Here is a 16,004-nt window from a genome sequence, read left to right as displayed (position 1 = left end):
AAAGCAGCAATTTAAGTGTTTTTCAGTCCGCCAGAGACCTCAAAAATAACGAAATCATGCTTTCATGGTTTCGTTTTTTTATGTCTAAAAATCTCAATTTAGTTAATGGTTTGTATTAATATTAGGTCGAGTAAGTATTTTTTAAACTTAATATTTGATAATTTTAGCTATACTAAAACCTTTATTTTCTGTAAATTGGTAAAAGTACTTCTTATCATCACCAAAGAATAAACATGAAAAAACCTTTTACCTTTCGGTTTTATGCAAGTTTAAATGATTTTCTTCCAGAGCAAAAGAAGAGTAAGTCTTTTGTTCAACTTTTTAAAACTCCTATATGCATAGATGATACCCTGGTATCTTTAGGAATTCCTTTTTCTGAGGTAGATTTAATATTAGTGAATGGAAATCCGGTAAAAATTACAGATGGAATAAAAGAAAATGATCGAATTGCTGTATATCCAAAATTTGAGCAGTTTACTATTTCTTCAATATCTCGACTACGTGAGTTTGAATTTGACGAAACAAAATTTATTGCGGACTGTCATTTAGGAAAGCTGTCCAAGTACCTGCGAATGTTGGGTTTTGATACCATTTATAAGAACAGAATGGATGATGATGAGATAATTGATAAGGCAGTGAATGAGAAAAGAATTATTCTTACTCGTGATAAGTTACTCTTAAAATCGAGTAAAATCGTACAAGGATATTTTGTTCGTTCAATTTTAAAACATGAGCAGTTAATAGAGGTGGTTAAAAAGTTTAATTTATACCATAAATTTAAATCCTTTACACGCTGTATGTGTTGTAACAGCCAATTATCAGAGTTGAGTAAACCCGCTATAGCAGATAAGGTAGAACCTAATATTGCGAAATTATACGATACTTTTTATTATTGTTCACAATGTGATAAGGTGTATTGGAAAGGATCGCACTTTAAAAAAATGGAAAACTATATTTTAAATTTACTTAATGTCTAACATAAAAAAAGGTATCGAAAAAATTGTTAGTAAAGTTTACAGAGAGTACTTTTAATTGATATTTCTGGAAATATATGTTATTTACAAACTTTATTTATTATTACGATTATTTAGAAATTTTTAGAATAGGCATACTGGTATATTTTTTTATATTTGATAAGCATTACTTAGAGAATTGTTAATTTTCTGATTGATATTTTTTAGTATAAATTTAAATTACAGATATGACTATATTTTCAAATAATAATATTGGCCCTAAAACAAGTTATACAGCTATAGAGTTGATGAATGAGTTGCAGAAGCGTGATGATATTATGTTGATTGACATTCGGGAGCCAAACGAGTTGGCAAAAAATGGGATAGAAAATGCAATTCATATTTCAATGGAAGAAATACAGAATAAAATTCCAATGTTACCAAAAGATAAGGATATTGTTGTTTTTTGTCATTTAGGATTCAGGAGTAAGCAGCTTAGGAATCATCTTCGTAAAATGGGATTTTATAGGGTGGCACATTTAAAAGGTGGTTTATATAGTTGGAATCGTCAATTAAAGAAATTGAAAGCATCTGAATACTAGTTATAAAAAAAGCTCAATAATTTTATTTATTGAGCTTTTTAATTTCTTATTCTAAATATAGCTTTTAGGTATTTTTGTTTTTAATCCCGATCCTTTTTAACGGTCAATGAGAATTGATCCATTTTAATGATTTTAACAAAGGTATCCTTAGAAATATCTTCTCCGTATAATGTTTTAGCTTTCCAGGTAGATCCTCCAACAATTACTTTTCCAAGATTCTTAGATTGATCTATTCGTTCTATTACATAGGCTTCTTTTCCAATTAAATTGGTGGTAAAATTTATTTCCAGAGCAGTTCGGCTTACCATGTTATTTTTTAAATAGGGCTTTACCAATAGTAAAGCTATTATGCTAAGCGTTAAAAATGTTATAATTTCAATGTAGAAGTCAAATCCCCAGTAGGCTAGTAATCCAGTAACAAGAGCACTTGCGCCGAAACAAAGACAGGTAAATGTTGAAATAAATATCTCGACCACAAATAAACTAATTGTTAACAAGAGCCATAAGTGCCAAATTTCCAATATCATAATTTAATTGTATTTGTATTAGTTTCGCAAAATTAGGACAAGTTATGTTATGTTCCAAGTGTCAAATGTGTCAAGTTCATTTCATTTTACAAGTTGCCAATGATTTGGCACTTTATAGCATGTAGTATCGATAATATAAGTAAAACAAGAAGCATGTTTTAATTATGTTACAATATTTTATTTGTGAAGATTAGAAAATAAATATATTCTTATTTGTAAATAAATTAAAATAATGAAGATTAAACTTTTACGTTGCACTAGTTGTTAGTAACCAGTGGAATAGAATAAGTAACTTTTGTGCCGTGTGTAGAAGGATCAATATTTTTTAAATCGATAATTTCAAAATTCATTTTTTGAGATGATTTAAAATTGTAAATCTTAACTCTGTCTAATGCTATCGATGTAGCTAATGATTTATGGTGTTTATGAGAAACTTGTTTTTTAGCTTCATTAATTCCAATTCCATTATCGCTAATACTAAAATGGATTGCTTTTTTATTGTCTGATACCGAAATTGAGATTTTAATATGTGCATCAGGATTATTTCGTAAACCTCCATGAATTAAAGCATTTTCAACAAAAGGTTGGGCCAGCATTGGTGGTACAACTACCAAATCCTGATCTAACTCTTCATCAACATTAAATTGGTAAGCAATATCATTTTCAAATCGAAGTTTTTGTAATCCAATGTAATCTTCTAGGGTATTTAATTCTGTTGTTAAAGTGACAAATTCTTTTCGCGAATTTTCTAGTATTCCTCTAATCAAACTTGCTAATCTCGATAAATAACTATTCGCATCATCATTTTTATTATCTAATATAAAGCTTTGAATTGCTGTAAGTGAGTTAAATAGGAAATGAGGATTCATTTGCGTGAGTAAAACTTTTTGACGTAAATCCATAATCTTATGGTCTGCTCTTAAGCGGTTTATTCGAAGCGAAACAATTACGGCTACTATTCCAAGAATAAAGATAATGCTAAGAATAATTAGTAATGTGTTTTTCTTTCCGAGTTCCAAATTTTGAATCTGAGTTCTTTGTTCAAGAAGTTGAAAGTCCTTTTTTTGTTGCTCTGATTCGTATTTAGTGCTTATTTCAGCTAGTTTTTCATTTTGAAAAATATTCCATAAAGAATCTTTTATTTGTATGTGTTTTTTGTGAGCTTTAAGTGCTTCTTTATCTCTATTTTGTGATTCCAGAAACTCTGAATAAAATAGATAGGTATCCATTAAATCTTCAGATAAATTATTTGTTTGATTAGAGTATTCAGCTTTTTTAAAATATTCTTCAGCTAACTTGTTTTGATTTAATTTACTGTATATTACGGCTTTAGAGGTGTATACTTTTCCTAATCCCCAGTAATCGTTAAGCTTTAAGCGTAAATCTTCACATTGATTATAAAATTCTAAAGCTCTATTAAGAAGTTTTAATTTTTCGTATGATTGACCAATATTAAGCAGAATAGTTGCTTTGTGTTGAATCATACCACCTTTTTGATTTAATTCAAGTGCCTTAAGCTGATATTCCAATGATTCTTTGTAGGATTGTTTTGCAAATTTAATAACACCAATATTGGTTAGGTTTCTAGATAGTTTGTCGTTGTTATTAAGTTTCGAAAATATTTCATTTGATTTTGTATAGAACTTTAAAGCTTTATCGAAGTTTCTGTTCATGTGATAAATACCGCCAATATTCATGTATGCACCAGCAATGCCTTCTTTGTAGTATAACGACTCGTAAATTTTGATGGCTTTTAAATATTGTTGAATCGCCATGGTGTATTTTCCTTTGCGGCGATATATTATTCCAATGTTTCCACTTACTTTTCCGATATTTAGAGAATCATTAATTGCTTCAAATTCATGCAGGGCTTTTGCATAGTAGTATTCCGATGAGTCAAATACTCCCTGATAAAAATAGGTAACACCTTGTAGTTTATATGATAATGCTAAATCCTTTGTATTGCCTTTCGATTTTGCTAAAGTAATGGCTTTATGGCCTGTTTTAATACTAGCCTGATACGAGGAATCCCTTAGTTTTTTAGATAGTGTAATTAGTTTTTGAACTTCAGGATTTAATGGGGTTCGGTTATTGTTAATAATTTGATTTGTTGCGCCACAGCATGTATTAATTAAAATTATTGTTATGGTTATTGCTATTGATTTCATGCGTAGTTATATGTGGTTTTTAACAAGCCGCAAAATATGAATTTTTGAAGTAATAATGATTTTTTTTTGAAAAAAATCACATGTTTACATAAAAAAGCCTGATTGTGAAATCAGGCTTAGTGTTTAATATGTGAATGTAGAATTATAAATTGTATGTAATACCAATACCGGGTAACCAGCCTTTGTATTTATATTCTCCTTTAAAGCCTTCAGTGCCATAAATTCCTTGTGCTGCTGGGTTTCCTTCTGTGGCAGTAACTTTTTCACCTTCGTTGTAAAGAAGAGATGCATCAAAACTCAGTTTATCGGTCAATTTATAAGAGAAACCAACTGAGATACCAACTTTATCTGATCCAGGAGTCTCTGGAGAATAATACATTGTATTAGTTGGAGATTTATCGAAATATAAACCAGCGTATAAATCTAATTTTTCGTTGGTTGTATATCTTGTTCCGAATCTCCAGGTTGTTGTATTGTCCCAGTTTCTTGTACTCTTTGTATCTGCAACAACTGGAATTACAGCATCAGCTATTGCAGGATGAGGAATTGATGTATTTGTTTCAAAATCAAAATCTAATGATTTGTACGAATTCCATTTAATAAAATTAACATCGGCAGAAACCAGCCACTTTTTATTTATTTGATATGCAAAACCTACATTTAAACTTGCAGGCATAGGCAATTCAGCAGCTACTCCACTACTCGGAAATAAGGGTGCTACAGAGGCATCAATTCCCGAAAAAGTAACATCTGCATCAGAATATTCTAATTCAACATCAACTTGCGATCGGTATGAAATACCAATATTTAATTTTTCGGTTGGCTGAATAAATACGCCTAAGTTGTATCCGTACTGGATGTTATTACCTGCAATATTTACCTGACCGTCAATTGGGGTTGCTGATCCAACAAGAGGACCGTAGTTTATAGCTTTGTTTAAGTCAACATCTCCATAAACAATATTTAAACCTGCACCGACGCTAATCCAATCGGTTAACTGATAGGAAATTGTTGGTTGAATGTAAACAGCTTTTAAGCTGATATCCTGAATTAAATATCTACCAGACCATTCATTACCCCACTGCATTGTGTTTCCAAAAGGAGTATACGCTCCAAGTCCTACGGCTAATTTGTTATTAATTTTCATTGATCCATAGAAATAGAAAGGTGTTCTATGATCGTTATCTGTTTCTTCTGTTATTCCTGAAGCTCCTTTAAATTCTGCACTGGTAAATGTTACGGATGTTCCTAATGAGAAACTGTATTTGTTTTTTAATGTTGCTAAGGCACCTGGATTCCATTGCATGCTACTGGCATCAAAGTTTAATGCAGTACCCACATGTCCCATACCTGTTTGCTTGTTTCCCTGAAGGTTTACAGCAAATCCTTCTGCTTTTACATTGTATGCCATTGCAATAACTGCAAGTGCCAAACAAATTTTTCTTATCATAATTCGTTGTTTTAAAAATTCGACCTGAATATATATCAATTTCCATGTCATACAAGAATTATAAATTTGTTATTGAGCTTATATCTATTATAATTACCTGTAAATTAATAGTATATAATTATTTACATTTGTTGTTACGAAAAATATTATAATTTGGACCTATGGGTCTTTATTTAATTTTTATACTTTTACCTTGAATAAGGAACCTTTATTCAGTTATATGGAACGAAAGTTGAATAAAAATTTACGAGGTAATTTTGCATACCAAAGTTTTAAAGAAGGATATCGCAGTGTAACTCCTTCTTTAATTAACCGTTCTTTTGAGTGGAAGGATAAGCAGATTAATATTCTATTAGAATCGGCAATGCTAGAATTGGGAGAGTTGAATGCTTATTCAAAAATTTTTCCGCAAATAGATCTTCACCTTCCTTTATTTGTTGCTCAGGAAGCTGTTGCTTCAAATCTAATTGAAGGAAGTAAGAGTAATCTTAATCAGGCTTTTGTTCCTGAAACCTCAAGGAGTTTTAAGCGAATTTATGAGCAAAAGGAAATTACTAACCATATAGAGGCAATTAATTGGGGCGTAAAAGAACTTTGTCAGTTTCCTTTGTCGGTCCGATTAGTTAAGGAGGCTCATAGGATATTGTGTTCTGATTTGCCACAGAAGGAAGATTTTGGGGGTAAAATCAGACCTTTCTTTGATTCAAATGATAGTAAATTTAATTCCAGTTTTGAATACATGCCACCCAATAAGCATGAATTAAAAATCTTAATTAATGATGGTAAAAAGTTTTGGCGAAATTCTAACTTGGAGTTGCCACAGCTTATTAAAATGGCAATTTCTTTGTATCAGTTCGAAAATATTCTTCCTTTTCTAAATGGAAATGGAAGAACTGCTCGTACACTTATCTTATTTGAAACTCTGGAGTTGAAATTTGTGCACAAGCCCATATTTTGTTTATCTGTTTTTTTCGAGAAAAACAGATTAGAATATTATCATCGCTTAAATTTAATTCGTTCGAGAAATGATATTGAGCAATGGATCAAGTTTTTTTTAACAGGAATAAGAGAGTCTGCGATACATAGCAAAGAAATACTGCAAAGTTTAGGTCATTTAAAAGTCAAGTATAATGAACTCATCGAATCAAAAATGGGAAAAAAGAGACATCAATCTGCCAAATTGTTAATGTCTGAGTTTTATTCTCAACCATTTTTAACTGTAAATGAGGTTAAGAACAAGTTGAATCTTAGTTTTCAGTCAGCTAATCAGTTAATGAAAGAGTTCGAGCAAACGGGATTAATTAAAGAACTTGTGGGCGCTCGTCGAAACCGGGTTTTTTATTTATGGGAATATCTGCACTTGTTTAATTTGTAACTGTATTTTGTTTAAGATAATTCCTACTGTTATTTACCTTCTTATCAATAAATTACCTTGTAATTACCCTTCTGGTGCCCATTGTTAGTAATTTTATTCACAATTTAAGCAAATTGTGAATTATTTTAAAACTTCTTTTTATTTAGTAATGTTGATTAACATCTATTATTCTTTTACGAAACTCTTATAATTGTTTGCCAAATATAATTTTGTCACATAAAAAAGTAGTTTGGTAAAAATTGTTTAAATTAAAGAAAAATAGACGTGATAATTAGTATATTTAATTAAATAGATAATTCTAAATTAATTAATATATGTTTTTGCGCATGATGAGAGTTTTACATGGCAATAAGAACGAAATAAAAAGAAAAATATCGGCACTTTTTTTCTTTTTATTACTCCACTTAGGAGTTTTTGCCCAAACAGCCGATTTTTCCATTAATTTAAGCAATAAGTGTGGGAATGGAACTGCTACTTTTGAAGATAAATCAGGAATAGCGGTCACCAAATGGGAGTGGAATTTCGGAAATTCTAATTCGACTGTGATCGAAGCTCCTGATGATGGGAGTACTGTTACTGCGATATATCCCAAGCCGGGGGTGTATACGGTAAGCTTGACGGTTAATGATGGAGATCCAACAGTTAAGGAAGTTACCATTTATCCAAATCCAGAACCAAATTTCACTGTTTCAGATGCAGTAGGTTGCGAGCCAATGGATATTTTATTAACCGGATTTGGCGAGAATGTGGATGTGGCTCCATTTACTATCGACGGAACTTCTGTTGGTGGTGTTCCCGGCGGAGCTATTGTAAATTATCAGTGGGATTTTCAAGGTAAAATAGATGGAATTACAAGTGCAGATCCTGCTTTATCTTTATCAGCTCTCCAGGCCAATGACTATGGTGTATTATTAATTTTAACGGATGAAAATGGTTGTGAAGGAACAAAGTTTGAGCCTACTGTTTTTCAGGTTAACCCAACACCTACTGGTGATTTTAATTTTACAAAAGAGAATTCGTGTGGAGTTGGTAATGTTACATTTGATGCATTGGCTACAATTTCCTCAGGTCAAATTAGTGAGTATCAGTGGGATATTGATAATGATGATATTATTGAAGCTGTTTCTCAATCTTATACTCATAGTTTTTCAACAGCAGGAACATTTGATGTAGCATTGACCTTAAAATCTGATCAGGGATGTTTGTCAACGGAAGTAATCAAGCAGGTTCAGTTTAATGATGCGAATACAAGTGATTTTTCTTTCACAGGAAACTGTGCCGGACAAAGTATTAGTTTTACAGATGAATCATCGGCGAGTGCTATTGCCTGGTCTTGGGATTTTAATGGCGATAGTATAGAAGATTCCGATCAGCAGAATCCTACAACTAGTTTCGCAAATGCTGGCGATAAGTCGGTAACACTTCGTGTAACTCATAGTGATGGATGTGTTATGGAGGTAACAAAAACCATTCCTGTGTCGGGTGCAAATGCATCTTTTACTTATGACTTTAGTGCTTTGTGTGCTCCTGAATACGAAGTGGTATTTAATAATACTTCTACAGCAAGTACAGGAACAATTACTTCGTACTCATGGGATTTTAATGGAGATGATACTGAAGATAGTAATGTGGAAAATCCGACCTATTCTTTTAATGCATCTGGAACTTATACTGTAAAATTAACAGTTATTTCGAGCGAGGGGTGCGAATCAACGTATTCTGAGGATGTTACCATTAATGAAAAAACATTGGATTTTTCAATTACTTCGCCAGCCGAAGGTTGCGAGGGGCTGGCAGTTAGTTTTGAAGGTTCTTATTCTGATGTTGTAAATGATCCGGTTGTGAGTTGGAACTGGACTTTTGAAAATGGATCAGAAGCAGGAACAGGACAAAATACTTCTTATACATATAATACAAGAGGTGAGTATGACGTTACGCTAAGTATTGTTACTACAAATGGATGTTCATTATCGACAACTAAACCGGAAGCAGTTCAGGTTGGACAAAAACCTGTAATAAGCAATATTACTAAACCTGTGTCTAGTTGTGCTAATGATCCGGTCGTATTTACAGCTTCTTTTACTGGATTGGCTGATAGTTTGTATTGGCAATTTTCGGACGGGGGAGATGAAACTTCTGGATTTACTGATGGTAATTCTCCTCAATCAGTATCTTATAATTTTACAGATGATAGTGATAATCATGTATTAAATTTAATTGCTTACGATAATGGTTGTCCCTCAGATCCTTATGAGTTAACTGATATTGTAGTAAATCAGCCAGTTGCAAGATTTTCTGCTTCTAAAACGGTATTATGTTCGATTCCCGAGACTGTTACTTTTACCAATAATAGTGATTCCGATGCAGCTGGTACTACCTACGAATGGGATTTTGATGGTGATGGGATTGTAGATTCTACAGATGAAAATCCATCACATTCATATACCGCTGCAGGAGATTACACAGTTAAACTTATTGTGTTTAATCCTGATACTGGTTGTACAGATGAGAATACAAAAAAAATATATGTAACAACTTCTACACCTGATTTTATTACCGATAAAACTGTAGATTGTCATCCAGCAGAGATTGAATTTACAAATCAAATTGCAGGAAACTCTTCGGCAAATTTTAGTATTGACAAAGTGGAGTGGGATTTCAATAATGATGGTACGATAGATTCATCTGAAGAAAATCCGACTTATACCTATACGAGTCCAAACTCCTATGGTATTACAATGACAGTTACAGAAGAGAATGGATGTGTCTATTCTGTTGAAAAAGATGGTTGGTTAAGTGTAAATGGACCTGTAGCATCATTTACAAAATCTCCTGATGAAGCATGTTTGGGCGACGAAATTACATTTACAAATACAACATCTAAATTTATTAGAGATCCTGCCAATCAGGACAATTATTCTTATTCATGGAATTTTGGTGATGGAAGTACATCAACAGATAAAGATCCTACTCATACTTATATAAGCAAAGAGGTTTTTGCAGTAAGCCTTACGGTTACAGATGAAAATACTTGTTCAAATACTTTTACGGAAAGTAATTCGGTTATTGTACCCAATCTGCTTGCTGGTTTCACGACCAGCAGAGATATATACTGTTTAGGCGCAAATGTTGAATTTACAAATACCGCTAGCATCACAAATGGGTCTGCAAGTATCACCCTTTATGAGTGGGATTTAGATGGAGATGGTATTTATGAAATAAGCACTGCTTCTAATGCCAATCAATCTTTTACATTTACTTCAGCAGATACATTTACGGTAAAACAACGAATTACAAGTTCTCTTGGTTGTACCGATGAGTTTAGCAAAGTAATAACTATTGTTGACGGAAACGGTAGCTTTACGCCCGATGAAATTAACTTGGGCTGTGCTCCTGCAAGTACAACATTTAGAGCAAATGATAATGATGCTGTAGTTGAATCTTATACATGGAATTTTGGCGATGGAGAAACATCCGATAAACGGGAACCAATGCATTTTTATGTGAACCCTGGTTCTTATGAAGTTGAACTAACAGTTGTATTAACAGGAGGCTGCTCCAAAACAAGTAAACAAACCATATTTGTTGCAGGTCCGGTTGGAGATTTTTCATACAATAATATAGAGGATTGTGCCGCCCCTAATCATGAGGTAACTTTTGCAGCCTCAAATATGCAGGATGTAACTTCTTTAGTTTGGGATTTTGGAAATGGATTTACAGAAAACGAAAATGTTTCACTAGGAACAACAGATAAAACAAAAGAATACAGCTATACTTCTAAGGGTACAAAATTACCTATATTAATTCTTACTGATGATGGGACTTGTGGTTCTTATTCCTACATTCGCGAAGATCTGGGAAGAATTAATACCAGTACTCCACCAACTGTTGATTTTAGTAAATCATCAGGCGATAATATCTGTGAGAATGTGGAATTTCAGTTTTCTGATCTTTCGGTATTAACTGATGATCGTTATCAAATTGTGACTTGGTCGTGGGATTTCGATGAGGATGGCATAGAAGATTCTTCTGAGAAAAATCCAACATTTACCTATACAACAGCCGAAACTTACGATGTTAGTTTAACCGTTACCACTTCTTTTGGATGTACAGCAAGTCTTACGAAAACAGATTTTATTACAGTTGTTTCTCCTAGTAATTTGAAGGATTTAGCTATTGATATTACAGAACCATTTGTAAAGAATAGCAAATTCTGTTCTACAGATAATGTTACTTTCAATGGTTCTGCTACAAGTACCAATGGCGATGGAACCATCTCAGCATGGGAATGGGATTTTGGTGATGGAAATGAGGCTTCCATACAAAATGCACCTCATTCATACAGCACAGCCGACGAAGGCTTAACCAAAACAGTGACGCTTACTGTTACAGACAATAGCCAGTGTGTTCAGGTAATTACAAAAGATGTTAGCATTTATAAAGTTGAAGCTGATTTTTCAATTACGAGTACTCCTGTGTTACGAGGAAATAATATTGCTTTCGCAGATTTATCTACCACCGAAATAAATGCCGCTACTGATGGAACGATTTCAGCTTGGGCATGGACTTTCGAAGAAGGAACACCCACATCTTCAGGATTTCAAAATCCAAGTATTGCTTACAATACCATTGGAAGCGATTACGATGTTGATTTAACAGTTACTAATAACGAGGGTTGTACAGCAAGTACAACGAAAAAGGTAAGTGTTAGCAATAATCCTCCTTTGGTAACTAGTTTTGGTGTTTCAGGGAATGAGGATAATGATATTGTAATTGCTCAGGCTAATTTTAATTCAAATTTTGATACCTCATTAGATCCTAGTCAGACTCTTACTAAAGTTAAAATTACGAGCCTACCAGATAATGGAGACCTTTATATAGGTGCCACAAAAATTTCGGCGATAGGAACAGAGTTGACTTATGCCCAGTTGGCAAACTTGAAGTTTGTGCCAGATGAAAACTGGAATGGAAGCACATCATTTGATTATAACGCCTATGATGGATATGATTATGCTGCAGATGATGCTACCATTACCATTACAGTCAATCAAGTTCAGGATGTTCCTGTTGTTACCGATATAGCAGACAGTAATAATAAAGATAAAAATACAACTTTTGATATTGCAACTTTCGAGGATAAATTTTCTGATGTCGATCTAGTTGGAAATGATAATCCGGATTTTCAAAAAATTAAAATTACCGTTTTACCAACTGCCGCAATGGGAGTACTAAAATTGAATGGTGTTGCAATTGCTGCTATTAAGGAAATTAATAAATCAGATATTACAAATTTGGTTTTCGAACCTACCGCTGGTTTTGTTGGAGATGCAATATTCAGTTGGAATGGATCTGATGGAGCTGATTATGCGGCAGCAGATGCTCAAGTGAGTATTAATTATTTTAATACTAAAGCTGAACTGACCGATGAGAATTTAGGAAATTCGATTAAAGAGGATGTTGTTGTTAACATTACACAATCGGATTTTATAGATAATCATTCTGATACTGATGTAAATGACGATCCATTTGATTACATTAAAGTTATATCATTACCATCATCAGGTGGCGTTTTCAGTATTGGTGGATCTGCTCTTAGTGTAGGACAAGAAATTACTTATGCGCAATTGGCTACTGATGTAATTTTTACACCAACTAATGGTTATAACGGAACTATTACATTAGAATGGGATGCCTTCGATGGAACAGAACTCTCAACAGGGCCAGCAAAATTTACATTCACTTATATAAATACACCTCCAACAGTTTCGAATATTACTAAAGCAACAGTTGATGAAGATACACAGGTTGATTTTACAGCTGCCGATTTCACCGATCAGTTTGCAGATGTTGATGCTTCTGATGTTTTAACAAAAATAAGACTCAGAAGTTTGCCTACGAATGGAACCCTAAAATTAAGTGGAGTTGCCGTTTCTAATGGTGATTATATTGATGTTGACGATTTGGCTAAATTGCAATATTTCCCAAATCCAGATTTTAATGGAACAGATAGTTTTATTTGGAAAGGAAATGATGGAACGGATAACTCTTCCAATACGGCAACAGTTAATTTAACAATCAATCCTGTTCAGGACAAACCAACTGTTTCTGATATCAGTAAATCGGTTGTGGAAGATGCGGATGTTCAAATTACGAAAGATGATTTCATTGCTAACTTTACCGATGTCGATTCTCCTTATGGAAATCCGAACAGTGAATTATCTGAAATTACAATTACTTCTCTTCCATCAAATGGAACTCTAGAATATAACGGTTCTGCAATTGTTATAGGAACAAATAATGTAATTGCTGTTGCTGATATTGATACAGGTTCAGGTATAGTCTTTATTCCAGATTCAGGATATGAAGGAGATTCTTCATTCGGTTGGAATGGATCCGATGGATTAAACTATGCCGATGCAGAAGCAACGGTTACTATCACTCACAATAACACGCCTCCAGTAGTTACGAATGAAGATTTTGGAGATAAATTAGAAGATCTTGTTTTTACCATTACACGTGCTGATTTTGATGATAATTATTCTGATGCTAATGCAACGGATACGCAGTTTGAAAAGGTGAATATTATAAGTCTTCCTGATGTGAGTATTGGTAAATTTACTTTGGATGGTGCTGATTTAAATACAGGGGAATATACATATGCTGCACTTGTAAGCGGTTTGGTATTTACACCTCTTGCAGGTGAAAATGGAACTGTTAACCTGGTTTGGAATGCTGAAGATGGAACCGATTATGCTGTAAGCAATGCAACATTTAGTTTTACTTACATTAACTCTGTTCCCACTGTATCTGATTTTTCAAAACCAGCTGTCGATGAGGATAACAATGTAGTCTTTGCTCAGGCAGATTTTGATTCAAATTACTCCGATGTGGATGCAAATGATTCAATGGAGAAAATCAAAATCACAGATCTTCCGGATAATGGTACATTAAAATACGGCGCAACAACAGTTAGTCTAGACGATGAAATTGCTTATGCAGACTTAGCCAATTTGATTTTTCAGCCTAACGAAAATTGGTTTGGAAGCGATTCATTCAAATGGACTGGTTATGATGGAACCGTTTACTCATCTGAATCTACGGTTTCATTAACTGTGAATTCGGTAAATGACATTCCAACAGCAGCAGATGGTTCAGTTACTGAACTGGAAGATCAAACCTACACCTTTGCTTCAACTGATTTCTCAAATTCATATAGCGATGTTGAAACAGCATTTGCAGGTATTAAGATTATTTCTCTTGAAACTGAGGGTTATTTGAAAGTAGGAAGTTCTGATGTGTCTTTAAATCAGATTTTGGATTTAAATGATATTGCTGATCTTACTTTCTCTACCGATGCAAATGAAAATGGAACAGCTTATGCAACATTTGGTTTTGCAGTATTCGATGGAGAAGACTACAGTACAGAAGTGTATACAATGACTGTAAATATTACACCTGTAAATGACGAACCATCCTTTTCTTTAAAAACAGATCCAAATGTAACTGTTGATGAAGACTCTGGATTTAAAATTCTAAATGGGCAAGCTATCTCAATAAACAAAGGAGCTGCAAATGAATCGGATCAGAACTTAAGCTTTGTTTTAACTAATGACAACAATTCTTTGTTTAGCTCTCAACCGGCAATGGATGCTGGTGGAAATTTAAACTTCACGCTTGCTGATGATGCTTTTGGAACTGCTACGGTAACTGTTATTCTTAAAGATGATGGCGGAACTGCTAATGGCGGCGATGATACTTCAGATTCGCAGACTTTTGTGATTACGGTGAATTCGGTAAATGACATTCCAATTGCAGCAGATGAATCAGTAACAGAGCTGGAAGATCAAACTTACACCTTTGCTTCAGCTGATTTTTCAAATTCATACGCTGATGTTGAAACAGCATTTGCAGGAATTGAAATTACAGGATTAGAAAATGTTGGAAATCTCGAGTACGATGGTATTCCAGTAACAACTGGCTTACAAATTGCTTCCGTAGATATTTCGAAATTGAAATTTATTCCTAATGCTGATGAAAATGGAAATGCTTACGATTCATTTACTTTTAAAGTTTACGATGGAGAAGCATATAGTGCGGATGCTTATACAATGACTCTTAACTATACTCCGGTTAACGATGAACCATCTTTTACCTTAAATTCGCCTAAAGATATTGAGGTGGATGAAGACAATGGTACAGAAACCGTAGTTGGTCAGGTAGTCACACAAAGTGAAGGACCTGCGGATGAGAGTTCACAGGATCTAACCTTACATGTGAGTCATACCAATTCCGGATTATTTAGTGTTGATCCTGCAATAAATGCAGCAGGAACCTTAACATTTACTCCTACTCCAAATGCATTTGGAATCTCTACTGTTACGGTTTACATTACCGATGATGGCGGAACTGATGATGGTGGAGACGATACTTCTGATTCTCAAACTTTTGTGATTACCGTGAATTCAGTGAATGATGCTCCGGTGGCAGATAATGATAGTGGTACCGTAGATGAAGGACAAAGTGTAACGATCTCTTTGATAGATGGAGATTCTGATGTTGACGGAACTCTTGATGTAACGACCATAACAATTGTATCAGGACCAGTAAACGGATCTATAGTGGATAATGGTGATGGAACAATTACATACACTCATGATGGTAGTGAAACTGCAAGTGATAGTTTTACTTATACTATTCAGGATAACGATGCGGCTGAATCTAATGTAGCAAGCGTAAGTATTGCTGTTATTGAAGTGAATGATCCACCAGTAGCTTTAGATAATAATGCAATTACCAAAGAGGATACACCAGTTGTCATTTTGGTACTAGCCAATGATTCCGATGTGGATGGAACACTAGATTTAACCAGTCTTCAAGTTGTTTCAGGGCCAAGCAATGGAACTGTAAGTATCAATCCAACAACAGGAGA

Annotated in this window: 7 protein-coding genes; 4 read left to right on the top strand and 3 right to left on the bottom strand. The window is 33.8% G+C overall.

The window, feature by feature from the left end:
- Positions 1-233 precede the first annotated feature (233 nt).
- Complete coding sequence (locus tag ACT3CE_RS16295) at positions 234-977, top strand: Mut7-C RNAse domain-containing protein (RefSeq protein ID WP_444710836.1); 744 nt, start codon at positions 234-236, stop codon at positions 975-977.
- Between the two features lie 224 nt (positions 978-1,201).
- A complete protein-coding gene (locus ACT3CE_RS16290; RefSeq protein ID WP_444710835.1) occupies positions 1,202-1,555 on the top strand; it encodes a rhodanese-like domain-containing protein in 354 nt (117 codons plus the stop codon).
- A gap of 80 nt (positions 1,556-1,635) precedes the next feature.
- Here ACT3CE_RS16290 and ACT3CE_RS16285 read toward each other — a convergent pair whose 3' ends face one another.
- The 3 genes from ACT3CE_RS16285 to ACT3CE_RS16275 form a co-directional block, all read right to left on the bottom strand.
- Positions 1,636-2,082, bottom strand: a complete 447-nt coding sequence (locus ACT3CE_RS16285) for an NfeD family protein (protein ID WP_444710834.1) — start codon at positions 2,080-2,082, stop codon at positions 1,636-1,638.
- Positions 2,083-2,339: 257 nt separating this feature from the next.
- Entirely contained in the window at positions 2,340-4,250 is a 1,911-nt protein-coding gene (locus tag ACT3CE_RS16280; RefSeq protein WP_444710833.1) for a tetratricopeptide repeat-containing sensor histidine kinase, read from the bottom strand.
- A gap of 142 nt (positions 4,251-4,392) precedes the next feature.
- Positions 4,393-5,700: an OmpP1/FadL family transporter gene (locus ACT3CE_RS16275; protein WP_444710832.1), complete on the bottom strand. Its 1,308-nt coding sequence runs from the start codon at positions 5,698-5,700 to the stop codon at positions 4,393-4,395.
- Positions 5,701-5,920: 220 nt separating this feature from the next.
- On the opposite strand from ACT3CE_RS16275, the gene ACT3CE_RS16270 reads away from it, so the two are divergent.
- Positions 5,921-7,075 (top strand): Fic family protein, encoded by a 1,155-nt coding sequence (locus ACT3CE_RS16270; protein WP_444710831.1) that lies wholly within the window; start codon positions 5,921-5,923, stop codon positions 7,073-7,075.
- A 326-nt stretch (positions 7,076-7,401) separates the two neighbouring features.
- Positions 7,402-16,004: PKD domain-containing protein (locus ACT3CE_RS16265; RefSeq protein WP_444710830.1), on the top strand; the 8,603-nt coding region annotated here is incomplete at its 3' end.

The organism is Marinifilum sp. RC60d5 (assembly GCF_052400665.1).
Classification (GTDB): Bacteria; Bacteroidota; Bacteroidia; order Bacteroidales; family Marinifilaceae; genus JBQTGK01.
The sequence above is the reverse complement of the archived record's forward strand: the minus strand, read 5'-3'. Positions and strand labels throughout refer to the sequence as shown.

What these genes read in the sequence shown, in the direction of transcription:
- ACT3CE_RS16295 (WP_444710836.1), top strand. Translation starts at nt 234, where the DNA reads ATGAAAAAACCTTTTACCTTTCGGTTTTATGCAAGTTTAAATGATTTT.
- ACT3CE_RS16290 (WP_444710835.1), top strand. Translation starts at nt 1,202, where the DNA reads ATGACTATATTTTCAAATAATAATATTGGCCCTAAAACAAGTTATACA.
- ACT3CE_RS16285 (WP_444710834.1), bottom strand. Translation starts at nt 2,082, where the DNA reads ATGATATTGGAAATTTGGCACTTATGGCTCTTGTTAACAATTAGTTTA.
- ACT3CE_RS16280 (WP_444710833.1), bottom strand. Translation starts at nt 4,250, where the DNA reads ATGAAATCAATAGCAATAACCATAACAATAATTTTAATTAATACATGC.
- ACT3CE_RS16275 (WP_444710832.1), bottom strand. Translation starts at nt 5,700, where the DNA reads ATGATAAGAAAAATTTGTTTGGCACTTGCAGTTATTGCAATGGCATAC.
- ACT3CE_RS16270 (WP_444710831.1), top strand. Translation starts at nt 5,921, where the DNA reads ATGGAACGAAAGTTGAATAAAAATTTACGAGGTAATTTTGCATACCAA.